Here is a 24350-nt window from a genome sequence, read left to right on the forward strand (position 1 = left end):
CAGTGGGGGAGGGCAATAGTATTACTGGCCCAGCACGCGGGTGCGGATCACCTCGGCAATGCCTGGCTGCAGGTGATCGGCGATCACCAAATCGGCGCGTTGCTTGATGGCGTCATCGGCGTTGCCCATCGCTACACCCAGACCTACCGCTTCCAGCATGCTGAGATCGTTGTAGTTATCCCCGAAGGCCACCACCTGATCCATACTCAAGCCCTGAGACTCCACCCATTGTTGCAGGCGTTTCCCTTTGCTGTTGCCGCCTTTGGCGATGTCGACCTGATCGTGCCACGACCATTCACAGGCCAGTCCGAGTTCCTTTTCCACCGTTTCGGCGAAGCTGCGCAGCGCGGGGATATCGGCGTGCGAGGTGGCGAACTTCCAGATCGACTTCGCTTCGTCGGCGGCCTGAACCAGGCTGTTGACCTGCAGCAAGGTTGGGCGCTGTGCCGGCGGCAGGGTTTCTGCCCAGGCCAATGAACGGGTGACGTGGCCGCTCGCATCCTGATACAGCATGGCGTCGTCTACGTACATCAGGCCATGAATGTCGCTTTGTTTCAGCATCTGCAGCACCAGCTTGGCCTGATCTTTTTCCAGCGGATCGGCGGCCAGCACTTTCTTCTGCTGGAAGTCATACAGATAGGTGCCGTTACAGCAGATTGCCGGGGTATCTATCTCCAGCGCCTGATAGAACGGGTGGATCGCCACATGATGGCGACCGGTGACCACCACCACTTTGATACCGGCGGCGCGTGCCTGGGCCAGGGCAGCCAGCGACTGCGGTAAAATGCGTTTTTGGTTGTCCAGCAAGGTGCCATCCAAATCGAGGGCAATGACGCGGTAGCTCATAGGGATCTCATTATAGTTAGCAACAAAATTAAACCGATGGTACACCGGATAAGCAACGGATAAAACCGCACAGATTTCATCTGCATCGCGGGGTTGTTATGTCACAGTGGTGAGGTAAGCTAGGGGAAACCGAAAAACCTGAAACCGGTTTCTCTTTTACCCTATTCAAGGAGAATTCATGAAGCAAATCGTTTATGTCGCCAGCCCGGAAAGCCAGCAAATTCACGTGTGGCAGTTAAGCGACACGGGGGCGTTAACACTGCTGCAGAGCGTTGAAGCGCCGGGCCAGGTCCAACCGATGGCGATCCACCCGGACAGAACGCATCTGTACGTCGGTGTGCGTCCGGCTTTCGGCATTGTCAGCTACCGCATTGAGGCGGATGGCACACTGCAACAGGCCGGTATGGCGCCGCTGCCAGGCAGCCCAACCCATATTTCTACCGATTTGCAGGGGCGTTATCTGTTCTCCGCTTCTTACAGCGGCAACTGCGCCAGCGTCAGCCCGATCGGCCATGATGGCGTAGTGGTCGCGCCTATCCAGCAGATCGACGGCTTGACCGCGCCGCACTCGGCCAATATCGACCCGACCAATCAGCTGTTGCTGGTGCCTTGCCTGAAAGAAGATCGCATCCGCCTGTTTAATCTGGACTTGCAAGGCGAACTGACGCCACACAGCCAGGAAGCCGTGGCGACCGCTAGCGGTGCCGGTCCGCGTCATATGGCGTTCCACCATAACGACAAATATGCTTACTGCGTGAACGAGCTGGATGGCACGGTAGACGTGTTAGCCATCAGCGAAAACGGCGGTAAATATACCCTGGTGCAAACGCTGGACATCATGCCGGCCGATTTCAACGGCACCCGCTGGGCGGCGGATATCCACATCACGCCGAACGGCCGTTTCCTGTACACCAGTGACCGCACCGCCAGCATCCTGACTATTTTCAGCGTGTCCGAGGACGGTAGCAGCCTGTCAGTGGTCGGCTACCATCCGACCGAAGAGCAGCCGCGTGGCTTCAATATCGACCACAGCGGTCGCTTCGTGATTTCGTCCGGCCAGAAGTCCGATCATATCGGGGTATACGAGATTGATCAGGCCAGCGGCAAGTTGACCACGCTGGCAAGGTACCCGGTAGGTAAGGGCCCGATGTGGGTAAGCATCCTGGCTAAGTAAAACCTGGGGCGAAGACATTCGCCCCTTTTTTTGCCAAAAAATCAGCTGTACTTCACCGTCAGCGTGGCACTGCCGAGGCTATGGAAGTGCACGTTAAAACCGACCAGCGCGCCGCTGGAGCCTTCATCCACCTCGATGCTTTCCACGTCCAGCGCATGCACTGTGAAGTGATAGCGGTGACTTTCGCCCTGCGGTGGGGCCGCGCCGCCGTAACCGGCGGAACCAAAATCGGTACGGGTCTGGATAGCACCGGCCGGTAAACCCCCTTTGCCGGAGCCGGCGCCAGCGGGCAGTTCGCGCGTTGCCGCCGGAATATTGGCTACCACCCAGTGCCACCAGCCGGAGCCGGTTGGGGCATCGGGATCGTAAACCGAAATCACGAAGCTTTTAGTGCCCTCCGGTACGCCATCCCATGCCAGGTGCGGCGACAGGTTATCGCCGTGATAGCCCATGCCGTTAAACACCTGACGTTCCGGCATTTTTGCGCCGTCTTGCAACTCATTGCTGTACAAACGAAAAGTCATGGTGACTCCCTGTTGTCGGTAAAAGCAGAGCCTTAAGCTAGACTGTTTTGCCGGAACAACACAAGCAGCATTGTACCTCGCCAGTCGCCTCACCTATGAGTTACCATAATTAACCGCGAGGCTACATTCGCGAAATCAATCATTCACAGCTCGATATAAAGTAACCATGATTTCATTAAAAAAACGCACGCCGTGGTTTGGCTGGCTGCGCCGCTGGGCCAAGGGCATCAAGCGCGACATTTATGCACTCTGGCTGGCAGCCCGTGACCGGCGCACGCCCTGGTTTGCCAAATTGGTCGCTCTGCTGGTCGCGGGCTACGCAGTATCACCGATAGATCTGATCCCGGACTTTATCCCGGTGCTGGGCTATCTGGATGATGTGATCATCGTGCCGCTGGGCATCATGCTGGCAGTGTGGCTGATCCCCAAACCGCTGATGGCGGAGTTTCGGGAGAAAGCGCAGCGGCGCATCGATAATCCTACCGGCCGTATGGCCGCGGTGATGATTATTCTGCTGTGGGTGGGGTGTCTGGTGTTGCTGGCCCGTTATCTGGACCAGCATTGGTGATCGATTACTGTACCGCGGCCGTCACTGCGTCGGTCAAGCGGCTGAGCTGTTCAGGTTCAATGATGTACGGCGGCATTAAATAAATCAGTTTGCCGAAGGGCCGGATCCACACGCCACGCTCGACAAAGCCACGCTGTAGCTGCGCCACGTCGACAGATTCACGCATTTCCACCACGCCAATCGCCCCCAGCACCCGCACATCCGCCACTTTTGGCAGCGCCTTCAGCGGCAATAACTGCTGTTTCAATTGGCTTTCGATAGCGGCGACCTGCTGCTGCCAGCGGTTTTCTGCCAACAGTGACAGGCTGGCGTTGGCCACTGCGCAGGCCAGCGGGTTGCCCATAAAGGTAGGCCCGTGCATAAAGCAGCCCGCAGCGCCGTTGCTGATGGTCTCCGCCACGTGACGGGTGGTCAGGGTGGCGGACAGCGTCATATAGCCGCCGGTCAGCGCTTTACCCAGGCACAGGATATCCGGCACCACGTCAGCATGTTCACAGGCGAACAGCTTGCCGGTGCGGCCGAAACCGGTGGCGATTTCATCGGCAATCAACAGCACCTGATGGCGGTCACACAGTTCACGCACCCGCTTGAGATAGGCCGGATGGTAAATGCGCATGCCACCGGCACCCTGAACCACCGGTTCGAGGATCACTGCCGCCACTTCCCCGGCATGCTGTTCCAGCAGGGCGGCAAACGGCGCGATATCATTTTCATCCCAGACCTGATCGAAACCGCACTGCGGCGCGGTAGCGAACAGGTGTGGTGCCAGATAACCCTGATACAGGCTGTGCATTGAGTTGTCCGGATCGCACACCGACATCGCACCGAAGGTATCGCCATGATAGCCGTGACGCAGGGTCAAAATGCGTTGCCGCCGTTCCCCGCGCGCCTGCCAGTATTGCAGCGCCATCTTCAGCGACACCTCCACCGCCACCGAGCCGGAATCCGCCAGGAACACGCATTGCAATGCTTCCGGCGTCATGGCCACCAGGCTGCGGCACAGGGCAATAGCCGCAGGATGGGTAATGCCGCCGAACATCACGTGCGACATTTTTTCCAGCTGTTGCGTGGCAGCCAGGTTCAGCTGCGGGTGGTTATAGCCGTGAATGGCTGCCCACCAGGAAGACATCCCATCAACCAGGCGTCGGCCATCGGCCAACTGCAGTTCAACGCCGCTGGCGGCCTCTACCGGGTAACAGGGCAGTGGGTGACTCATTGAAGTGTAAGGGTGCCAGATATGGCGCTGGTCGAATTCAAGGTCGGAGGCAGTGACAGACATACTTGTAAACCAAATGATGTGCGTAATGGTTGACAGTATATCCACAATATCTAAACTGACGACACTTTTTTCATTTTTGGAGACGCCGTGATGGCCGATCGCATTCACTGGACAGTGGGTCTTGCCCAGACCCTGTTTGATAAACCCCTGCTTGAACTGTTGTTTGAAGCCCAGACGGTTCATCGCCAGCACTTTGACCCGCGTCAGGTGCAGGTGAGCACGCTGTTATCAATCAAGACCGGCGCCTGTCCGGAAGACTGCAAGTACTGTCCGCAAAGTTCGCGCTACAAAACCGGCCTGGAGTCGGAGCGGCTGATGCAGGTGGAGCAGGTGCTGGAATCGGCGCGTAAGGCCAAGGCGAATGGATCGACCCGTTTCTGTATGGGAGCGGCGTGGAAAAACCCGCACGAGCGCGATATGCCTTACCTGCAGCAGATGGTGCAGGGAGTAAAGGCGATGGGCATGGAAACCTGTATGACGCTGGGCACGCTGGATGGTACGCAGGCGGAACGGCTGGCGGATGCCGGGCTGGATTACTACAACCATAACCTGGACACCTCGCCGGAATTCTACGGCAACATCATCACCACCCGCAGCTATCAGGAACGTCTGGACACCCTGGGCAAGGTGCGCGGCGCGGGCATTAAAGTCTGTTCCGGCGGCATTGTCGGGCTGGGTGAAACGGTGCGTGACCGCGCGGGGCTGCTGGTGCAGTTGGCTAATTTGCCGACGCCGCCGGAGAGCGTGCCGATCAACATGTTGGTGAAGGTCAAGGGAACACCGCTGGCGGATAACGAAGACGTCGACCCGTTTGATTTCATCCGCACCATAGCGGTGGCGCGCATTATGATGCCGGCCTCTTACGTGCGTCTTTCTGCCGGTCGTGAGCAGATGAACGAGCAGACTCAGGCGATGTGCTTTATGGCCGGTGCCAACTCTATCTTCTATGGCTGCAAGCTGCTGACGACGCCAAACCCGGAAGAAGACAAAGACCTGCAACTGTTCCGCAAACTGGGCCTGAACCCGCAGCAGACCGAAACCGAGCACGGCGACAATCAGCAGCAACAGGCGCTGGCTGCACAGCTGATGCAGGCCGATACCGCTGAGTTTTACAACGCGGCACTGTAATGAGCTGGCAACAACGCATTGAACAGGCGCTGGAGGAGCGGCAGCAGAGCGCCGCTTACCGCCGTCGTCAGGTGAACCAGGGCGGCAATGGCCGCCATATCCAGCTTAACAACGAGCATTACCTGAATTTCTCTGGCAATGACTACCTGGGCCTGAGCCAGGATGCGCGGGTGATCGCCGCCTGGCAGCAGGGAGCGCAGCAGTATGGTGTCGGCAGTGGTGGTTCTGGCCACGTTACCGGATTTTGTAGCGCACATCAGGTGCTGGAGCAGCAACTGGCGGACTGGCTGGGCTACCCGCGTGCGCTGCTGTTTATTTCCGGCTATGCCGCCAATCAGGCGCTGCTGGCAGCCCTGATGCAGGCAGAGGATCGCATTTTAGCCGACCGGCTTAGCCATGCCTCTTTGCTGGAGGCCGCCGCCCACTCTCCGGCTCAGTTACGTCGTTTTCGCCATAATCAGCCGCAGTCGCTGGCTGGCCTGTTGGCAAAACCCTGCACTGGCCAGATGTTGGCGGTGACCGAAGGGGTCTTCAGCATGGACGGCGACAGTGCGCCGCTGGCGGAACTGCATCGTTTGACCCGCGAGGCCGGTGCCTGGCTGATGGTTGATGACGCGCACGGTATCGGTGTTCATGGCGAACAGGGACGCGGCAGTTGCTGGCAGCAGGGCGTCCGGCCCGAACTGCTGGTGGCCACCTTTGGCAAAGCCTTTGGCCTCAGCGGTGCGGCGGTGCTGTGTGATGAGTCCACGGCCGAATATCTGCTGCAGTTTGCCCGCCATCTGATTTACAGCACAGCAATGCCACCGGCACAGGCCTGCGCATTGCAGGCGGCGTTGCATTGCATTCAACAGGGCGACGAATTGCGTGCCCGGCTGCAGGATAACATTCAGCGTTTCCGCCAGGGGGCAGCCCAGCTGTCGCTCAGCCTGACGGAGTCGGTTACCGCCATACAGCCTTTGCTGGTGGGGGATAACCAGCGAGCGCTCGATCTGGCGCAAAGTCTGCGCGAACAGGGGCTGTGGGTGAGCGCTATTCGTCCGCCAACGGTACCCCCGGGCGGGGCGCGTCTGCGTATTACCCTGACGGCGGCGCATCAGCCGCAGGATATCGATCGTCTGCTGGAGGTATTGCATGACGTCAGCGTTTGAATCGGTCAATAAGCAAGCGGTAGCCTCGGCCTTCAGTCGGGCGGCAGGCAGCTATGACGCGGCGGCGGTGCTGCAACGTGATGTTGGTGAGCGCTTGTTGGGGATCGGGCTGGCACACAGTGGCGAACAACTGCTTGATGCAGGCTGTGGCACTGGCCACTTTAGCCGTCGCTGGCGCGAACTTGGCAAGCAGGTCACGGCGCTCGATCTGGCACCGGGCATGCTGGCCTTCGCCCGCCAGCAACAGGCGGCAGATCTTTACCTGCTGGGGGATATCGAAAATATCCCCTTACCCGACGCTGCCGTGGATATCTGTTTCAGCAGCCTGGTGGTGCAATGGTGCAGTGATTTACCACGGGCACTGGCGGAGCTCTACCGGGTCACCCGGCCCGGCGGTGTGATCCTGTTTTCTACCCTGGCGGAAGGATCGCTGGGCGAACTGGGCGATGCCTGGCAGCAGGTAGACGGCGAACGCCATGTGAACGATTTTCTGCCACTGGAACAAATTGGCGCAGCCTGCGCCGGTTACCGTCACGGTCTGGAGGCGGAGTGGCAAACCCTGAATTACCCGGACGTGATGGCGTTGATGCGATCGCTAAAGGGGATCGGCGCGACCCATTTGCATCAGGGACGCGAGGCAGGCCTGCTGTCCCGTCGGCGGCTCGCCGCTTTACAGGCGGCTTATCCCTGCGATCGCGGGCAGTTCCCGCTCAGTTATCATCTGGTTTATGGAGTGATTTATCGTGATTAAGCGTTGGTTTGTCACCGGCACCGATACCGAAGTGGGCAAAACCGTGGCCAGCAGCGCCTTGTTGCAGGCCGCTAATCTGGCGGGTTACCGCACCGCCGGTTACAAACCGGTGGCTTCCGGCAGTGAGATGACCGCCGAGGGGCTGCGTAACGGTGACGCGCTGGCGTTGCAGGCGAACAGCGCGGTGGCGCTGAACTACCAGCAAGTAAACCCTTATGTTTTCGCCGAACCGACCTCACCGCACATTGTCAGCGCCGACGAAGGGCGGCCAATCGAACTGGCGCAGCTTTCCGCCGGGTTACGCCATTTGGAGCAACGTGCCGACTGGGTGTTGATCGAGGGGGCGGGGGGCTGGTTTACGCCCCTTTCTGAGCAGCATACCTTTGCCGATTGGGTGCAGCAGGAGCAACTGCCGGTGATTTTGGTGGTGGGCATCAAGCTGGGGTGTATTAACCATGCGCTGCTGACCGCGCAGGCGATCCAACAGGCGGGGTTGTCGTTGGTAGGCTGGGTCGCCAACGACGTCAGTGCGCCGGGCCGTCGCCATCAGGAATATCTGACCACGCTGCGCCGTATGCTGCCAGCGCCATTGCTGGGAGAGATCCCCCATCTGGCCGAACCCGAACGGCAGGTTTTGGGGCACTATCTGGATTTGAGCGTTTTACCCCATTGAGCGTTAAGCCTTCCGTCCACGGATCCACCGTGGACGGAGAAAAGCTGACTTACCGTTTTACATGGCGGTGATGCAGGCATTATCGAAGTAAAGCACCCCTTTTTTCGCTAAAGCATACAAATTGAAAGACAAGATGACATGGGTTGCCCAAACCGGCACTTTTCGTCGGTTGGCGTTAAAACGGTATTCCTTAAACTCGGCATAATCACTGGCATTGAGAGTCCCATCCCAGGCGGCCACATCTGATTTGGCGATGATCGATACGCCGTTGCTTTCCACCTCCTGAATACAGGCATAGCTCAACGTGGCGAATAAATTGCCGGAGCCGCCATTCAGCGTTTTCAGGGTAAAACAGGCGCCCAATTGTTCATATTGCGATACCGGAACAACCACCCGCACACCGGCACTAGAGTTGGTATTCCCCAGTTTGGTCACTTTTAGCGCATTGCTGCCGTTAACGCCCGCACCGGATTCAATAGCGAGGGTAATGGCGTCTGAGGTGAAGGGATTGCTGACGTTGCCACCGGAAACCTCCCAACCTATCGGCTTGGTAGTAAATGAGAAATTGCCGTCTTTGAGCTTGTTATTATTGGCGGTGGTCAAAGTCTGAATACCTTTGCCTCCACCACCGCCATCGAGCCGGCTATTTTTAATCACAAAGTCACCGGTACCGCCAAAATAACGGCCGGTCGCGGTTCTTACTCCATAGAACTTAACGTTGTCTACGATAATTCCGCTACTGCCTGCTTGTGCGTGGAACAGATAGTCTTGCGTCAGAGTGGCTTCCAGCGTAACGATTTCTCCACCTTGAATAAGTAATGACGCGTTTTGATTATCGCTACAACGGAAGGGAATATCAGTGAGTGGGCTATTTTCATTACCGAATTCGATATGACAGCCATGGGACTCAATGCTTCCGGCCCCGACGTTGGCAATGGCACCTGCATAATCTATTGATGTGCCAAAGAAGCGAAATGCGCCATTTTTATTTCTGTTTCTGATTGCTAGTCCCTGTGAGTTGCCGAGAGTACCGCCAAAGAAATTGATCCCCTCACCGAAGTTTTTAGCCTCAGTATCTGCGAGTGGCATATGGAGACATTCAAAGCAGCGAATCACCTCGCAGGCATAATAGTGTGCGATGTAGGCATTGGTACTAAAATACATACCGTAATAAAAACCGGAAATATAAACATTATTGACGGAAAAATTACCCAAAGAGCCTTGAGGCGAATGGAAGCGAATACCATCAATATAGTTATACTTAGTCTCAGTCTCAGTACTTGATGTTTTAACTGTAGCGCCAATTCCTCTGACGGTGAAGTCTTTCAAAACAGGTGCTGGTCGAATAGGGACGTTGCTATCCAAGGCCGCGCTAGTGGTATAGCAGCGCAGGAAGTAGTTGTGGTCGTTTTCAGTCCCGTTGGGGATATTGGTGGTGATATTTACACCGTTGCCGTCAATATAAACGAAGCCGACATCGATATCGGTCTTGGGGGCGGTCCACACCTCAAAGGGGGCGGTGAACTTTACAATAGCCGGTCTTTTTAATGTACCTGTAATGAAGGTTTGAGCCTTGATAAGTTCATCGCGTGATTTGACGTAAATGCCTGCTACGTCGAGTCGCTCTTTCAAGGTCCAGGTTTTATCAAGCAGATCGCTATATTGAATAAATCCTGCATTGTTATCGGCCATGGTCTATCCCTCAATTCAAGTTAATCGGATGTGAAAACCCGTTGAATATGGAGGGAGCGTTTGGTCATTTCCAACAAACGGAGCTCTGTCTTCGCTGATACAACACAAGGAGCAATGAGTGGTACGGTGCTCAAGGCGTTGGTATGAGATAAGCCATGAGAGCGGGGTGCAATACTTTGCACCCCTGCCAGTCACACTGCCAGATAGGCATTAATCAACTCCTCGTCCAACTGTTCCAGCGTACCATCGGCTACGCTGCGCCCCTGGTCCATCAGGCAAAAACGGTCTGCTACCCGACGAACAAACGGCAGCTTGTGCTCCACCAGCAGGATAGTCATGCCCAGCTCGCGGTTAAGTTTGCGGATCACGTTGCCGATATCGGCAGCGATGGTGGGCTGCACGCCGTTGGTGGGTTCATCGAGGATCAGCAATTCCGGCTCCAGTACCAGGGCGCGACCAATCGCCAGTTGCTGCTGTTCACCGTCGCCTAAATCGCCGGCCCGGCGGCTGCGCATTTCTCGCAGGTTGGGGAACAGGCTGTAAATCAAGGGGGGAATGCGGCGAGTCCTGTCGCGACCGGCCATTAGCGCTACCTGTAAGTTTTCCTCGACGCTGAGCTGTGAAAAGATTTGTCGCCCTTGCGGCACGTAGCTGATCCCCAGGGCCGTGCGGCTTTCCACTGGCTGCTGGAGCAGGCTTTGCGGTGGTTCGTCCGCCAACTGCCAGGTCATGCTGCCACTGACTACCGGCAAATGGCCCATAATGCAGTTCACCAGCGTGGTTTTGCCCACGCCGTTACGGCCGATAAGCACCGTGCACTGGCCGCGTGGCAGCTCCAGATTGATGTCCCACAGGGTATGGGTTTGCCCGTAAAACTGATTTACTGACCTTAAACTCAACATCCGGCATTCTCCTCAAAGACCCGTATTCCACTCGTGGATGTACGCCCGTCGGGGCGCTGGCGTAACGCGGCTTTATTTAACAAACCGCATCGATCTTACCTGGCGGCGCCCAATAGCGACCGGTGCAGGTACGGCAATCGAACCTCTACTTCCCTGTGCTATCCACTCCTTGCTGCAGTTTCCGCATCAGCGGTTTCTTTCCCGAGTGTCGTAATGTCCAGAACAAAATGCTGAATGACTACCTTTAACGAGGTAGTTTAGGTTCAGGTAAAGCCAATGCTATATAGGTGAAAATGGCAGTTACTGTGAATTTTTTAGCGCCATCTTGTCTTTATCCGGCAAAGGTCGGTGGTTTTACATCAGTATTACGCTTAAGTAATGGCGGAAAACTCTGCCATTACAACCCGGATATTTATCCCGACCGTACTTTTGCCGTGGAAGGGTAATGCAACCCTTGGGCCAACTTTATTAAAGCGTTAAAAAAGGGATTGTTATTGTCTTGTTAACGGTTTTCCGGGGCAGGACGGACCTGGCGGGCCGAGTGAAAATAAGGGGGAAAGTTAACGCGGACGATTTTTGCACTCTTCCAGTGCTGCGAAGAAAGGTTATGGTGCAAACTATTTCGCCGGTTGTAGCAAGATGTAACCGATGATAGCAACAATGAGATAAATCCGTTTTTGGCAATGGGCCTTTTTAGCATTAATCGGCATAACAAAAGCGATATTATTGTGAAAAAATAACTAAAAAAGCCCTCTTGGCGAACAGAAACGGCAAAAAGCGTTCTTTCTGCAACTCCCGGCCGGGGCGGGGCGGTGAGAGTTATCCACTATTCCTGTGGATAACCTTGTGCATTAGATTTAGAAAACCGGTTTAAAGCGAGAGCGGACGCGGGTTCTGTTCGCTTTGTCCGCAATCTCGTCTTTTTTATAAAATCATTAATTATCAATAAATTAACTAAAATCAAGCGGCTAATGTATTGATGAAGTCTCTATGTATGATTTTTGGCCGCAGTGCTATCAATAAGTTAATTCGTGACGGATTTTGGGGATAAATCTGTTATTGACAATAAAAATGTCACGCGGCTGTAACCCTGACGGTGCATTCGGCCTGGTTTGGCGCACGCTGAAGCAACGAATCGCTTGAAGCTGGTTTTATATCCAGTATCATAGTGACTGGCGAAAATCGCCGGGGCTTTCCATAATTAGAGGCCATTCATCGAGCATTAGCTCTATGGCCGCCTGAGCGCGCACATCTCCAGGTAGGGGCGCTGCATGCTGCGCCCGCTCACTACGACAGCCGGTAGCAACGCGGCAATTTGAAAGACGAAGGGTATATGAGTAAAGTTTTCAAACTGCATTCCGATTTCAAACCGGCCGGCGATCAGCCGCAAGCCATCAGCAAGCTGGAAGAGGGCCTGGAAAACGGTCTGGCCCACCAGACGCTGTTGGGCGTTACCGGTTCGGGCAAGACATTTACCGTCGCCAATGTGATCGCCGATCTAAACCGGCCGACCATGGTGCTGGCACCTAACAAAACGCTGGCGGCGCAGCTGTACGGCGAGATGAAAGAGTTCTTTCCCGAGAATGCGGTCGAGTATTTTGTTTCTTACTACGACTACTATCAGCCGGAAGCCTACGTCCCCAGTTCCGACACCTTTATTGAAAAAGATGCTTCGGTGAACGAACACATCGAGCAGATGCGCCTTTCCGCGACTAAAGCGCTGCTGGAACGCCGCGATGTGATCGTGGTGGCGTCGGTGTCGGCGATCTACGGCCTGGGCGATCCCGATCTCTATCTGAAGATGATGCTGCACCTGACCAAGGGGATGATCATCGATCAGCGTTCGATCCTGCGTCGTTTGGCGGAGCTGCAATATGCCCGCAACGATCAGGCCTTCCAGCGCGCGACCTTCCGCGTGCGCGGCGAGGTGATCGACATCTTCCCGGCGGAGTCAGACGAGTTGGCGTTGCGTATCGAGCTGTTTGATGAAGAAGTCGAGCGGCTTTCGCTGTTTGATCCTTTGACCGGCCAGATCGAACAGGTGGTCCAGCGTTTTACCATTTACCCGAAGTCGCACTACGTGACGCCGCGTGAGCGGATCCTGCAGGCGATGGAAGAGATCAAGGTGGATCTGGCCGAGCGGCGCAAGGTGTTGCTGGCCAACAACAAGCTGCTGGAAGAACAGCGCCTGACGCAACGTACCCAGTTTGATCTGGAGATGATGAACGAATTGGGTTACTGCTCCGGCATTGAAAACTACTCGCGCTACCTGTCCGGGCGTGGAGAAGGCGAGCCACCGCCAACGCTGTTTGATTATTTACCGGCGGATGGCCTGCTGGTGGTCGATGAATCTCACGTGACCATTCCGCAAATCGGCGGCATGTACAAGGGGGACCGTTCGCGCAAGGAAACGCTGGTGGAATACGGTTTCCGCCTGCCGTCAGCGCTGGACAACCGCCCGATGCGTTTTGAAGAGTTCGAAGCGCTGGCGCCGCAGACCATTTATGTGTCCGCCACGCCGGGCAAATATGAGCTGGAGAAGTCCGGCGACGATATTATCGATCAGGTGGTGCGGCCTACCGGGCTGCTGGATCCGCAAATAGAAGTGCGGCCAGTGACAACTCAGGTGGATGACCTGCTTTCCGAAATCCGCAAGCGGGTGGCGGTCAACGAGCGGGTGCTGGTTACCACCCTGACCAAACGCATGGCAGAAGACCTGACCGAATACCTGGAAGAGCACGGCGAGCGTGTGCGCTATCTGCATTCGGACATCGATACTGTGGAACGGGTCGAAATCATTCGTGACCTGCGCCTGGGCGAGTTTGACGTGCTGGTGGGCATCAACCTGTTGCGTGAGGGGTTGGACATGCCTGAGGTGTCGCTGGTGGCGATCCTGGACGCGGATAAAGAAGGCTTCCTGCGTTCCGAACGTTCGTTAATCCAGACCATCGGCCGTGCGGCGCGTAACCTCAACGGTAAAGCGATCCTCTACGGTGACAGAATTACCGACTCGATGGCCAGGGCGATTAGCGAGACCGAACGGCGCCGCGCCAAACAGCAGGCGTTCAACGAAGAAAATGGCATTGTGCCGCAGGGCCTGAACAAGAAAATTTCCGATATTCTGCAGTTGGGCAAACCGGGTAACCGTGGCAAGGGTCGAGGCAAGGGCAAGGCGGCAGAAAACGCGGCACAGTACCAACACCTCACGCCAAAAGCGCTGGATCAAAAAATCCGCGAGCTGGAAGCGCAGATGTATACACACGCCCAGAACCTGGAGTTCGAGCAGGCGGCGGGCTTGCGCGATGAGATCCACCAGTTGCGTGAGCAGTTTATCGCGATTTCATGACCGGTTGGCACGCCGCAGAGTGCGGCGCTGCCAAACATAAAATCCTTGTCGCCTCCGCCAAAGCTGATTATGGTGTGCGGCCAATTGACTATTACGAGCCGCAGACCATGACCGAACACCAGTCCAAAGACCCGATGCACGGCGTCACTCTGGAACAACTTTTGAATAAACTGGTGGAGAACTACGGCTGGTCAGGGCTGGCCGAACGCATTCGCATCAACTGCTTCAGCAGCGATCCCAGCATCAAGTCCAGCCTTAAGTTTCTGCGCCGCACGCCGTGGGCACGCAAGCAGGTGGAAGATCTTTATATCGATATGGTCGATAAGGCCGCCAGCGATAATCCATGGCTGCGTGGCGGCGAGTAACGCTTTAGCCGCGAGCGCCTAACTCGATCAAAGCCTGATCCAGCGCCTGACGCAGCAACTGACGGTCGTGACGGTAAGGGACATCCGTCGCTTCCAGCGGTTGTTTAATCACCACCCGATCCTGTACTTCATGGGTATCTACCGCCGGGCCAACAATCAACGCGTCGATCATCTGACGGCCAATTTTCTCTTCCATCAGCTCCAGCTTGTTCTTTAGCGTCAGGGCAGCCGCAGCAACGCTCAGTTCGCGGCCCAGATTGCCGATATAAATCATATTGGCGCTGCTGCGACGTAACGCCTGTGTAAGGTCATCCAGCAGCAGCAGTGGCATCAGGCTGGTCAGGAAGCTGCCTGGCCCGATCAGGATCACATCGGCCTGTGCGATGGCGTCCAGCGCCTCTCGCGTGGCGTGGACGTGCGGTGACAGCATCAGTTCCTGCGGCATATCGGTCAGTTGATCGACATTTACTTCACCGTAAACATGGTTGCCTTCATGGTCATGCGCCATCAGATCCACCGGTTGCTCGGACATCGGGATCAACGCCGCGTCCACCTTCAGCAAGCTGCGTACCAGATTGATCGCCTCCAGTGGACGTACACTGAGGTGATCCAACGCCTTCAGCATCAGGTTGCCGAGGTTATGCCCCGAGAGTTCGCCATTGCCGCTAAAGCGGTACTCGAACATCGCGGAGGCTACGCTCGGTTCGGTAATCAGCTGATTCAGGCAGTTACGGGTATCGCCCCAGGCAATGCCGCCTTCTGAACGGCGGATACGGCCAGTGGAACCGCCGTTGTCGGTGGTGGTGACAATACCGGTTAAACGGGATCCTAAAGACGACAGGGAAGACATCACGCGGCCAAGACCATGACCACCACCTAATGCCACCACCCGATCGAGATCGGCCAGGGTACGATTACGCATAAATTTCCTTACAAAGGGGCTTAACTGCCCGCATAAAGTAGCGGATTTGGCGTAAAAACGCGAAAAAGAGTGTGATTTGCGTGATTCCGGTCAATTCGTCTGCGTAAAGGGCGTTTATCATGGTTTACCAGATTTGGAATCGCCTAAAAACGCTGTATACACAATTATATAGCGAAATTGGGCGTTGGCTATCGCCTTTGTTTAGCGCTAGAATTCTGATGAAAACCACGGTTTCGTTCCGGCTACTCAGGCAGCGGGAACTGAGACCAAAACTCCTAGCCTCTGGGCCTACGTTGTTCTGGTGAACAATATGGCGCTTGGGCCGTGGCGAAGTCAGCCACCAGGGTGCAGGGCGGAAACGCTCGCATCTCCCGACTTTGGAAGGTGTTATGGTGCCGCAACTCATTGATGCTTATGAGCGCAAGTTCTATTACTTGCGCCTGTCGATCACCGACGTGTGTAACTTTCGTTGCACCTACTGTCTGCCGGATGGCTATCGCCCTAACGGCAGTCCGAAAACCTTCTTGTCGCTGGATGAGATCCGCCGTGTTAGCCGCGCATTCGCCGAGCTGGGCACCGAAAAGGTGCGCCTGACGGGCGGTGAACCTTCGCTGCGTCGCGATTTTACCGAGATCATCGCCGCCGTGCGTGAAAACCCGGCCGTTCGCCAGCTTGCCGTGACCACCAATGGTTATCGTCTGGCTCGCGACGTCATGGCCTGGCGTGATGCCGGGCTGACGGCGATCAACGTCAGCGTCGACAGTCTGGACCCCCGTCAATTTCACGCCATTACCGGTCAGGACAAATTCCGCCAGGTGATGGAGGGCATCGACGCCGCCTTTACCGCTGGGTTCAGCAAGGTAAAGGTCAACGCGGTGCTGATGCGTGACGTTAACCACCAGCAGCTGGGCGCTTTCCTGCACTGGATAAAAGACCGTCCGATCCAACTGCGCTTTATCGAACTGATGGAAACCGGCGAGGGCGGCGATCTGTTCCGCAAACACCACGTGTCTGGCGAAGTGATCCGTTCGCAACTGGAACAGCAGGGTTGGCAGTTGCAGCCGCGCGGCCGCAGTGACGGTCCGGCGCAGGTGTTCAGCCACCCGGATTACCAGGGCGAAGTGGGTTTAATCATGCCGTATGAAAAAGATTTCTGTGCCAGCTGCAACCGGCTGCGGGTTTCCGCCATCGGTAATCTGCATCTGTGCCTGTTCGGTGAGCAGGGCATTAGCCTGCGCGATCTGCTGGCGGATGACGGCCAGCTTGAGGAATTGAAGGATCGCATTCAGGGCGGGCTGCGGACCAAAAAGCAGACTCATTTCCTGCACCAGGGCAACAGCGGCATCACGCAGAACCTGTCGTTTATCGGCGGCTAAATTTTTCTAAATTGCACGGGAGCAAGCAATGAGTCATGCCAGCAGCGAATTCATTCCGGCGCATATCGCCATTCTGACCGTTTCGGACAGCCGCGGTGAAGCAGAAGACACCTCGGGCCAGTATCTGCAGGAAGCCGCGCTTGAAGCCGGGCACCAGGTGGTGGACCGCGCCATTGTCAAAGACGATATTTATCAAATCCGCGCGCGAGTCTCCGCGTGGATTGCTGACGAACAGGTTCAGGCCGTGCTGATCACCGGCGGCACCGGCTTTACCGCCAGGGACAACACTCCGGAAGCGCTGCTGCCGCTGTTCGACCGTGAAGTGGAAGGGTTCGGTGAACTGTTCCGCATGGTGTCCTATGAAGAGATTGGCACCGCCACTATCCAGTCGCGTGCGCTGGCCGGTATGGCCAACCAGACGGTGATTTTTGCCATGCCGGGTTCGACCCGCGCCTGTCGCACCGGCTGGGAACGCATTATTGAAGAGCAGTTGGACGCGCGCCACCGCCCGTGTAACTTTCTGCCACACCTGAAGAAATAAAAACTATGACGCAGCTAACCCACATTAATGCCGCGGGCGAAGCCCATATGGTCGACGTTTCCGCCAAGGCAGAGACGGTACGCGAGGCGCGTGCCGAGGCCTTCGTTGAGATGCTGCCGACCACGCTGGCGATGATCATCGAGGGCAGCCACCACAAGGGTGATGTGTTCGCCACGGCGCGTATTGCCGGTATTCAGGCGGCGAAACGCACCTGGGAGCTGATCCCACTGTGCCACCCGCTGATGCTGAGCAAGGTAGAAGTGCAGTTGGAGGCTCAGCCGGAACACAGCCGGGTGCGGATTGAAACCTGCTGTCGGTTGACCGGCAAGACCGGTGTCGAAATGGAAGCCTTGACCGCCGCGTCGGTGGCCGCATTGACCATTTACGACATGTGCAAGGCGGTACAGAAAGACATGGTGATCGGCCCGGTGCGGCTGCTGGCGAAAAGCGGCGGTAAATCCGGTGATTTTAAGGTGGAGCTATGATTAATATTCTGTTTTTTGCGCAGGTGCGTGAACTGGTCGGCACCGGTGATCTGTCAATGCCGGCGGACTACCCCACGGTAGAGGCGCTGCGTAAGGCATTGTGCGCACGCGGCGATCGTTGGGCGTTGGCATTGGAGTCCGGCAAGCTGTTGACCGCGGTGAATCAGTCGCTGGTGGCGGCAGAGCATCCGTTGCGCGCCGGTGACGAAGTCGCTTTCTTTCCACCGGTAACCGGAGGTTAATGGTGGAAAATACCCGTATCCGCGTGGGTGAAGCGCCGTTCAACGTCGGCGACGAATACCAGTGGCTGGCACAGTGCGACGACGATGGTGCCGTGGTGACCTTTACCGGCAAGGTGCGTAACCATAATCTGGGCGATAACGTCAGTGCGCTGACGCTGGAACACTACCCAGGCATGACCGAAAAAGCGCTGGCAGAGATCGTGGATGAAGCACGCAGCCGCTGGCCATTGCAGCGTGCAACGGTGATCCACCGCGTCGGTGAGTTATTCCCTGGTGATGAGATTGTGTTTGTCGGCGTGACCAGCGCCCACCGCAGCATGGCCTTCGAGGCCAGCGAATTTATCATGGACTACCTTAAAACCCGCGCACCGTTCTGGAAACGCGAGGCAGTTGGGCAGGGCGACCGCTGGGTCGATGCGCGTGACAGCGATCATCAGGCGGCACAACGCTGGCATAAAGCGGCTAAATAATCGGTAAACAGCAGAAATATATCAATACCTTTGCAACTTTCAGGTTAGGTTTTCTGTGGTAGGCTTATAGCAGGTAGACCCCGCCGTTGTGAGGGTCTGAAATCTTGTTCCACACGCAAAAGGTAACCGTCATGGACCGATATCCACGCTCTAATGGTTCAATCGTCGAACGTGCCAACAGCGGCATTCAGGCTTATATGGCGCAGGTTTATGGCTGGATGACCTGTGGCATGCTGTTGACGGCGTTTGTATCCTGGTATGCGGCCAACACGCCCGCGATCCTTAACTTTATCTTCTCCAGCCAGATCACCTTCTTCGGCCTGATTATCGTGCAGTTAGGGCTGGTGTTCGTGATTTCCGGCATGGTCAACCGGCTGAACGGTACGGTAGCCACCGCGCTGTTTATGCTCTATTCGGCGCTAACCGGGTTGACGCTTTCCAGTATTTTCATCGCCTATACCTACAGCTCGATCGCCAGTACCTTTGTGGTGACCGCCGGCATGTTCGGTGCGATGAGCCTGTACGGTTATACCACCAAGCGTGATTTGAGCGGTTTCGGCAGCATGCTGTTTATGGCGCTGATCGGTATCGTACTGGCTTCGCTGGTCAATATCTGGCTGAAAAGCACTGCGTTGATGTGGGCGATTACCTATATCGGTGTGGTGGTGTTTGTCGGCCTGACGGCGTATGACACCCAAAAACTGAAAGCGATGGGCGAGCAGTTGAACGCCGATGACAAAGACAGCTTCCGCAAGTACGCCATCGTCGGCGCGCTGACGCTGTACCTTGATTTCATCAACCTGTTCCTGATGTTACTGCGCATTTTCGGCAACCGCAGATAAGAATCAATATGACTTGTAGGGGCTCAGCATGCTGAGCCCTTTTTTTATGCAATTTTGCGGCGGAACATGGCATAGGCGGCGCTGCCGGTGGTGGCGGTGATCGCCAGCAGTGGCCACAGGCTGTGCCAGATGATGCTGAAACTGGCGTCCTTCAGGTAGATCTGTTTGGTGATGTCGGTAAAGTGGCGGATGGGATTGGCCCAGGTGAGGTTTTGCAGCCACACCGGCATGTTCTCCACCGGTGAGACATAGCCGGAAAGCAGGATCGCCGGCATCATAAACACGAACACGCCGATAAATGCCTGCTGCTGGGTGGCGCACAGCGACGAGATCAGCAGACCGAACCCCACCAAAGACAATCCGTAAACCAGCATGGTGCCGTAGAACAGCAGCAGCGAACCGGCGAACGGGATCTGATAGATAAAGATGCCAATCAGCAACACGATGCTGGCCTGGAAGGTCGCGACGATCAGCGCCGGTACCGCTTTACCGATAAAAATCTGCCAGGTGGTCAACGGCGACACCAGCAACTGCTCTAGCGTGCCCTGTTCGCGTTCTCGTGCTACCGACAATGAAGTAACAATCAGCACGCCAATGGTGGTGATCATGGCGATCAGTGAAGGCACTACAAACCATTTGTAATCCAGATTCGGGTTATACCAATTGCGCACCACCAGCTCGCTGTTGTTCGGCTTGGCGCGACCGCCGATCAGTTCATTCTGATAGTCCTGCACAATTTGCTGAACATAGTTGGCGGCGATCTGCGCGCTGTTGGAGTTGCGCCCATCGAGCAACAATTGCAGCGGGGCCGTATTGCCGTTGGCGATATCACGCGAGAATTGGGCCGGGAAGCGGATCAGCAGCAGGGCCTTTTGGTTATCGATGGTGGTTTGTATTTCCTGCGGGCTGCGCAACAGCAACACATGCGAGAAGGCCTTGGCTTTGGCGAAGCGCTGGGTCAGCTCGACCGAGGCATGACCGCTGTCTTCGCTATAGACCGCGATGGTGGCGTTGGTCACCTCCAGCGTGGCGGCGAACGGGAACAGCAGCACCTGCAGGATAACCGGCATAATCAGGATGGCACGGGTCTGCGGATCGCGCAGCAGCGACTGCATTTCCTTTATGATTAACGTCCAGAGACGATGAAACATCTTATTCCCCTTAATCCAGCCGCCGCTGGGTTTTCCAGGCCGTCAGGCCGATAAACACCACCGCCGAAGCGATCAGGAACAGCAGGTTAATCATCAACACCGTACCGACGTTGCCCGCCAGGAACAGCGTTTGCAGCGTGCTGACGAAATAGCGTGCCGGAATGATGTAGGTCACGGCGCGCACGATGGCCGGCATGCTGTCGATCTGGAAGATAAAGCCGGACAGCATGATCGAAGGCAGAAAGGCCGCGTTCAGCGCCACCATTGCCGCGTTGAACTGGTTGCGGGTAATGGTTGAAATCAGCAGCCCCATGCCGAGCGTACTGGCAAGGAACAGGCTGCTGATGACGAATAAAATCAGCAGCGAGCCGCGATAGGGCACGCCGAGCACCCATACCGACACCGCCATACATAGCACCATGGCGATCATGCCGAGAAAATAGTAGGGCACCAGCTTCGACAGCAGCAGCTCTGTGCGCGTTACCTGGGTGGAAAGCAGCGCCTCCATGGTGCCGCGCTCCCACTCGCGGGCGATCACCAGTGAGGTGAGGATAGCGCCGATCACCGTCATGATAATGGTGATGGCACCGGGAATAATGTAGTGCCGACTGATGGCCGCCGGGTTAAACCAATAGCGCATCTGTACATCGATTAACGGTTTTTCCTCACGCCCATTATCGGTGGCACGCTGTTGCTGCCAGACTTGCCACACTCCCTGGGTATAGCCCTGGACAAAGTTGGCGGTGTTCGGCTCGCTGCCGTCGGTAATAATTTGTATCGGTGCGCTGTCGTGCGGTCGCGCCATGCGTTGGGCAAAATCATTGGGGATCACCACCAGCCCACGAATGCGCCCGGCCTGCATCAGTTGGATCAACTGCTGGCGGTTGTCGCTGATGGTCGGCTCGATATAGGGCGAACCGGCAAAGGCATTGGCCAGGTCACGCGCCTCTTCGCTCTGCTGTTCCATCAGAATGCCCAGCCGCAGCTTGCTGGAGTCCAGGTTGATGCCGTAGCCGAAGATAAACAGCAGCATCAATGGAATGACAAAGGCGATCAGCCCGCTGCTCGGATCGCGCAGGATTTGCCGTGTCTCTTTCAGGCACAGCGCGCGCAGCCGCCGCCAGGAAAAACCACTGTCATCGCGGGCGGCGTTTTTTTCGCTCATGGCTATTTTGGGGCTCATGACTGCTCCTCCTGATCATAACCCTGCACCAGCTCGATAAACGCCTGTTCCATGGAAGGATTGGGATTATCACTGCTGGCGACCTGGTGTTTGAGATCGTCCGGCGTGCCGGCGGCGATGATCTTACCGCGATACACCAGCCCTATGCGGTCGCAGTATTCCACCTCGTCCATAAAGTGGGTGGTCACCATCACCGTCACGCCTTTATCTACCATGCCGTTAATATGCAGCCAGAATTCGCGACGGGTCAGTGGATCGACGCCGGAGGTCGGTTCATCGAGAAACAAAATATCCGGCTCGTGCATGAGCGCGCAGGCCAGCGCCAGCCGCTGTTTGAAGCCAAGCGGCAGGGAGTCGGGCGTCTGGTTGAGGATCGGGCCAAAGTTGAAGGCGCTGGACATTTCACTGATTTTATCGCGCTGCGCCTTGCCGCTCAGGCCATAAACGCCGGAAAAGAACTTCAGGTTTTGCGCCACCGTCAGGTTGCCGTACAGCGAGAATTTCTGCGCCATATACCCCAAATGCTGGCGTGCCTTACCGGAGCTGGTTTTCAGATCCATGCCCAGCACCAGGGCCTTGCCTTCGGTCGGCACCAGCAACCCGCACATCATTTTAAAGGTGGTGGATTTACCGGCACCGTTCGGACCAAGCAGGCCGAAAATCTCACCGCGCTGTACTTTGAAGTCCACGTGATCGGTGGCGGCAAAGTCGCCGAATTTCTTGGTCAGCCCTTGCGCTTCGATCACCGTTTCGGTGCTTTCTCCCTCGACGGTCGGCATGATCTCCGCCAGCGCCGATTTGCTGTTTGGCCCGCCGCCGAGCAGATCGATAAACGCATCTTCAAAGCGAGGATCCGCTTCGCTCAGCTCGGCATCAGGCAGATCCAATGCTTGCAGGACCTGCCGATGATCTTCGCCTTGCCTGAGGATCAGCCGCAGGTACTTGCCCTGGATCACGCCGTCGGTGACCGTCGGCAGGCAGATCGCCCGTTGCAGCAGGGCACGGTGGCTACCGGTTGGCGGCGCGATCAGCACCGTGCGCCCGGCCATCCGTTGGGTAAGATCTTTCGGCGCGCCGCTGAACAGCAACTCGCCCTCGTTGAGCAGCAGCACTTCGCGGCACTGTTCGGCTTCATCCAGATAAGAGGTGCTCCACAGGATCAGCATGCCGTCGTTGGCCAGTTCATGCACCATGCGCCACAGTTCGCGACGCGAGATCGGATCGACGCCGACGCCGGGCTCATCCAGCAACAGCACCTGCGGTTGCCCGATCAGCGTACAGGCCAGTCCGAGCTTCTGTTTCATGCCGCCGGAAAGCTTGCCCGCCAGCCGGCTGGTAAAGCGGGTGAGATCGGTAAATGTCAGCAGCCGATCGAAGGTTTGCTTGCGGAGATCTCCAGTGACGCCGCGCAGATCGGCATACAGCGTCAGGTTTTCCATCACCGTCAGATCTTCATACAGGCCGAACTTTTGCGGCATGTAGCCGAGGATGGCGTGCAACTGACGATCCTGGGCGATCGGATCCAACCCGGCGACGCGCAACGTGCCACTACTGGGTTTCAACAACCCGGCCAGCATACGCAGCAGGGTGGTTTTCCCGGCACCGTCCGGGCCAACCAGCCCGGTGACCGCGCCGCTGGTCAGCCGGGTGGTCAGGCTGGCAACCGCCGGTTTTTCCAATGACGGAAAGCGTTTTTCCAGTGCTTCCAGCTCAATAACCTGTTCCATCACCGCCCCCTCAAGGTTGGGCAAAGCGAACGGTGACCGGCATCCCCTGGCGCAGTGCGTCATCGGCGTCGGTGACGATCACCCGCAGCCGGTACACCAGATCGGTACGCAGGTCCGGGGTTTCGACGCTTTTCGGGGTGAACTCAGCGGTGGGCGACACAAAACCGATTTTGCCGTGATAGGGCTTGTCTGGCCGACCGTCGGTATAAATTTCCAGTTCGGTGCCCGGCGTTGCTTTGCCCAGGCTGGTTTCATTGACATAGGCGCGCACCCACACCGGGCGGGTTAGCGACAGGGTAAATACCGTGCCACCGGCGCCGAGCATGGTGCCCGGCTCGACCGCGCGGGTCAGCACTGTGCCGGCCGACGGGGAAATCAGGCTGGTGTCATGCAGGTTAAGCTGTGCCTGCGACAGCGCGGCCTCGCTTTGTGCCAGATTGGCTTTGGCCTCTTCAATCTCCTGCGGACGGTTACCGCTCAGGTACTGTGACAGTTTGTCTTTCGACGCCTGCAGGTTGGCCTGCGCCTGATTGCGTGAGGTGCGGGCATCTTCCAGTGCGTCGGCGGAGGTGGCATTTTTCGCCCACAGTCCCTGCTGACGTTTCAGGAAGCTATCGGCATAGCTGAAGGCGGACAGGCGCTGCGCCATTTCCGAACGTACCTGGGCAATCTCTTCGGCGCGGTAACCGGCCATCAGCAACGCCAGTTTGGCTTTGGCACTGCCGACGTTAGCCTGCGCTTGCTGTAGCGCGTTGATGTAGGGCGCATCGTCCAGTTTGCCGAGCAATTGCCCCGGCTGAAGGGTATCGCCTTCATCCACCGTCAGCGACGCCAGGCGCCCATCGACGCGGAAGCCTAAATTCACCGTACGAATATCCACGTTACCGTACAGCGTCAGCGGTTGGTCCTGATGCTGCTGGTAATACCAAACTCCGTACGCGGCCGCGGCGATCAGCACAATAACCACCACAATGAAGGCACTGCGTTTCTTATTCATAATTCTCCCTGCCTG

General features: G+C 56.7%; 24 protein-coding genes and 1 riboswitch. Of the genes, 14 read left to right on the forward strand and 10 right to left on the reverse strand.

All coding sequences use genetic code 11. The annotated features are described in order from the left end of the window. Positions 1 to 21 precede the first annotated feature (21 nt). A complete protein-coding gene (locus tag NHG65_RS06445; protein ID WP_099065158.1) occupies positions 22 to 846 on the reverse strand; it encodes a pyridoxal phosphatase in 825 nt (274 codons plus the stop codon). A gap of 178 nt (positions 847 to 1024) precedes the next feature. Here NHG65_RS06445 and pgl point away from each other — a divergent pair, with 178 nt between their 5' ends. Further along, positions 1025 to 2020 (forward strand): 6-phosphogluconolactonase, encoded by a 996-nt coding sequence (gene pgl, locus NHG65_RS06450; RefSeq protein WP_207976029.1) that lies wholly within the window; start codon positions 1025 to 1027, stop codon positions 2018 to 2020. 41 nt (positions 2021 to 2061) lie between these two features. On the opposite strand, the gene NHG65_RS06455 is transcribed toward pgl, so the two are convergent. Continuing rightward, a complete protein-coding gene (locus NHG65_RS06455) occupies positions 2062 to 2544 on the reverse strand; it encodes a kinase inhibitor (protein WP_283602746.1) in 483 nt (160 codons plus the stop codon). A gap of 166 nt (positions 2545 to 2710) precedes the next feature. On the opposite strand from NHG65_RS06455, the gene NHG65_RS06460 reads away from it, so the two are divergent. After that, positions 2711 to 3112, forward strand: a complete 402-nt coding sequence (locus NHG65_RS06460) for a YkvA family protein (protein WP_499183060.1) — start codon at positions 2711 to 2713, stop codon at positions 3110 to 3112. A gap of 4 nt (positions 3113 to 3116) precedes the next feature. On the opposite strand, the gene bioA is transcribed toward NHG65_RS06460, so the two are convergent. Beyond that, complete coding sequence (gene bioA, locus NHG65_RS06465) at positions 3117 to 4391, reverse strand: adenosylmethionine--8-amino-7-oxononanoate transaminase (RefSeq protein ID WP_413477215.1); 1275 nt, start codon at positions 4389 to 4391, stop codon at positions 3117 to 3119. 90 nt (positions 4392 to 4481) lie between these two features. Between bioA and bioB the strand changes: the two genes are divergently transcribed. Genes bioB through bioD form a run of 4 tightly spaced genes read left to right on the forward strand, consistent with a single transcriptional unit; the run spans position 4482 to position 8094 of the window. Continuing rightward, positions 4482 to 5519: a biotin synthase BioB gene (gene bioB / locus NHG65_RS06470; protein ID WP_012005745.1), complete on the forward strand. Its 1038-nt coding sequence runs from the start codon at positions 4482 to 4484 to the stop codon at positions 5517 to 5519. Further along, entirely contained in the window at positions 5519 to 6670 is a 1152-nt protein-coding gene (bioF, locus tag NHG65_RS06475; RefSeq protein ID WP_099065162.1) for an 8-amino-7-oxononanoate synthase, read from the forward strand. Before bioB ends, bioF begins: the two co-directional genes overlap by 1 nt. Then, a complete protein-coding gene (gene bioC / locus NHG65_RS06480) occupies positions 6654 to 7421 on the forward strand; it encodes a malonyl-ACP O-methyltransferase BioC (protein ID WP_219015629.1) in 768 nt (255 codons plus the stop codon). Before bioF ends, bioC begins: the two co-directional genes overlap by 17 nt. Continuing rightward, a complete protein-coding gene (gene bioD, locus NHG65_RS06485; protein WP_262261188.1) occupies positions 7414 to 8094 on the forward strand; it encodes a dethiobiotin synthase in 681 nt (226 codons plus the stop codon). The genes bioC and bioD overlap by 8 nt, the downstream gene beginning before the upstream one ends. 57 nt (positions 8095 to 8151) lie before the next feature. Here bioD and NHG65_RS06490 read toward each other — a convergent pair whose 3' ends face one another. Then, positions 8152 to 9786 (reverse strand): hypothetical protein, encoded by a 1635-nt coding sequence (locus NHG65_RS06490; protein ID WP_499183061.1) that lies wholly within the window; start codon positions 9784 to 9786, stop codon positions 8152 to 8154. Between the two features lie 191 nt (positions 9787 to 9977). Further along, the gene (locus NHG65_RS06495) at positions 9978 to 10688 is read right to left on the reverse strand and encodes an ATP-binding cassette domain-containing protein (RefSeq protein WP_085115670.1); all 711 of its coding nucleotides are present in this window, start codon (positions 10686 to 10688) and stop codon (positions 9978 to 9980) included. A gap of 1333 nt (positions 10689 to 12021) precedes the next feature. On the opposite strand from NHG65_RS06495, the gene uvrB reads away from it, so the two are divergent. Continuing rightward, on the forward strand, positions 12022 to 14034 hold the full coding sequence (gene uvrB / locus NHG65_RS06500) for an excinuclease ABC subunit UvrB (RefSeq protein ID WP_261251857.1): 2013 nt from the start codon (positions 12022 to 12024) through the stop codon (positions 14032 to 14034). Between the two features lie 107 nt (positions 14035 to 14141). After that, positions 14142 to 14399, forward strand: a complete 258-nt coding sequence (locus NHG65_RS06505) for a VF530 family protein (RefSeq protein WP_085115739.1) — start codon at positions 14142 to 14144, stop codon at positions 14397 to 14399. Positions 14400 to 14403: 4 nt separating this feature from the next. Here the strand turns inward: NHG65_RS06505 and NHG65_RS06510 are convergent, their stop codons facing one another. After that, positions 14404 to 15321 (reverse strand): gluconeogenesis factor YvcK family protein, encoded by a 918-nt coding sequence (locus tag NHG65_RS06510; protein WP_099065167.1) that lies wholly within the window; start codon positions 15319 to 15321, stop codon positions 14404 to 14406. Positions 15322 to 15581: 260 nt separating this feature from the next. After that, positions 15582 to 15724: riboswitch (molybdenum cofactor riboswitch) on the forward strand. On the opposite strand from NHG65_RS06510, the gene moaA reads away from it, so the two are divergent. From moaA to NHG65_RS06540, 6 genes are all read left to right on the forward strand, one after another. Next, positions 15711 to 16697, forward strand: a complete 987-nt coding sequence (gene moaA / locus NHG65_RS06515; RefSeq protein ID WP_165366370.1) for a GTP 3',8-cyclase MoaA — start codon at positions 15711 to 15713, stop codon at positions 16695 to 16697. It overlaps the preceding riboswitch by 14 nt. 28 nt (positions 16698 to 16725) lie before the next feature. Beyond that, positions 16726 to 17238 carry a molybdenum cofactor biosynthesis protein B gene (gene moaB, locus NHG65_RS06520; protein ID WP_085115674.1) on the forward strand — a complete coding sequence of 171 codons (513 nt, stop codon included), beginning with the start codon at positions 16726 to 16728 and terminating at the stop codon, positions 17236 to 17238. Between the two features lie 5 nt (positions 17239 to 17243). Continuing rightward, the gene (gene moaC, locus NHG65_RS06525; RefSeq protein ID WP_012005756.1) at positions 17244 to 17723 is read left to right on the forward strand and encodes a cyclic pyranopterin monophosphate synthase MoaC; all 480 of its coding nucleotides are present in this window, start codon (positions 17244 to 17246) and stop codon (positions 17721 to 17723) included. After that, the gene (gene moaD / locus NHG65_RS06530) at positions 17720 to 17965 is read left to right on the forward strand and encodes a molybdopterin synthase sulfur carrier subunit (protein WP_017891981.1); all 246 of its coding nucleotides are present in this window, start codon (positions 17720 to 17722) and stop codon (positions 17963 to 17965) included. Before moaC ends, moaD begins: the two co-directional genes overlap by 4 nt. A 2-nt stretch (positions 17966 to 17967) precedes the next feature. Continuing rightward, positions 17968 to 18435, forward strand: a complete 468-nt coding sequence (gene moaE, locus NHG65_RS06535) for a molybdopterin synthase catalytic subunit MoaE (RefSeq protein ID WP_170924993.1) — start codon at positions 17968 to 17970, stop codon at positions 18433 to 18435. A 131-nt stretch (positions 18436 to 18566) separates the two neighbouring features. Further along, entirely contained in the window at positions 18567 to 19277 is a 711-nt protein-coding gene (locus tag NHG65_RS06540; RefSeq protein ID WP_099065169.1) for a Bax inhibitor-1/YccA family protein, read from the forward strand. Positions 19278 to 19321: 44 nt separating this feature from the next. Here NHG65_RS06540 and NHG65_RS06545 read toward each other — a convergent pair whose 3' ends face one another. From NHG65_RS06545 to hlyD, 4 genes are read right to left on the reverse strand one after another with little or no spacing between them, the layout of a single operon-like run. Beyond that, a complete protein-coding gene (locus NHG65_RS06545) occupies positions 19322 to 20428 on the reverse strand; it encodes an ABC transporter permease (RefSeq protein ID WP_085115677.1) in 1107 nt (368 codons plus the stop codon). Between the two features lie 10 nt (positions 20429 to 20438). After that, the gene (locus NHG65_RS06550; protein ID WP_232519145.1) at positions 20439 to 21611 is read right to left on the reverse strand and encodes an ABC transporter permease; all 1173 of its coding nucleotides are present in this window, start codon (positions 21609 to 21611) and stop codon (positions 20439 to 20441) included. Then, positions 21608 to 23338 carry an ATP-binding cassette domain-containing protein gene (locus tag NHG65_RS06555; RefSeq protein ID WP_499183062.1) on the reverse strand — a complete coding sequence of 577 codons (1731 nt, stop codon included), beginning with the start codon at positions 23336 to 23338 and terminating at the stop codon, positions 21608 to 21610. The genes NHG65_RS06550 and NHG65_RS06555 overlap by 4 nt, the downstream gene beginning before the upstream one ends. A 10-nt stretch (positions 23339 to 23348) precedes the next feature. Further along, positions 23349 to 24335, reverse strand: a complete 987-nt coding sequence (gene hlyD, locus NHG65_RS06560) for a secretion protein HlyD (protein ID WP_499183063.1) — start codon at positions 24333 to 24335, stop codon at positions 23349 to 23351. Between the last annotated feature and the right edge of the window lie 15 nt (positions 24336 to 24350).

Source organism: Serratia myotis, from assembly GCF_027474885.1.
In the GTDB taxonomy this organism is placed as follows: Bacteria; Pseudomonadota; Gammaproteobacteria; order Enterobacterales; family Enterobacteriaceae; genus Serratia; species Serratia proteamaculans.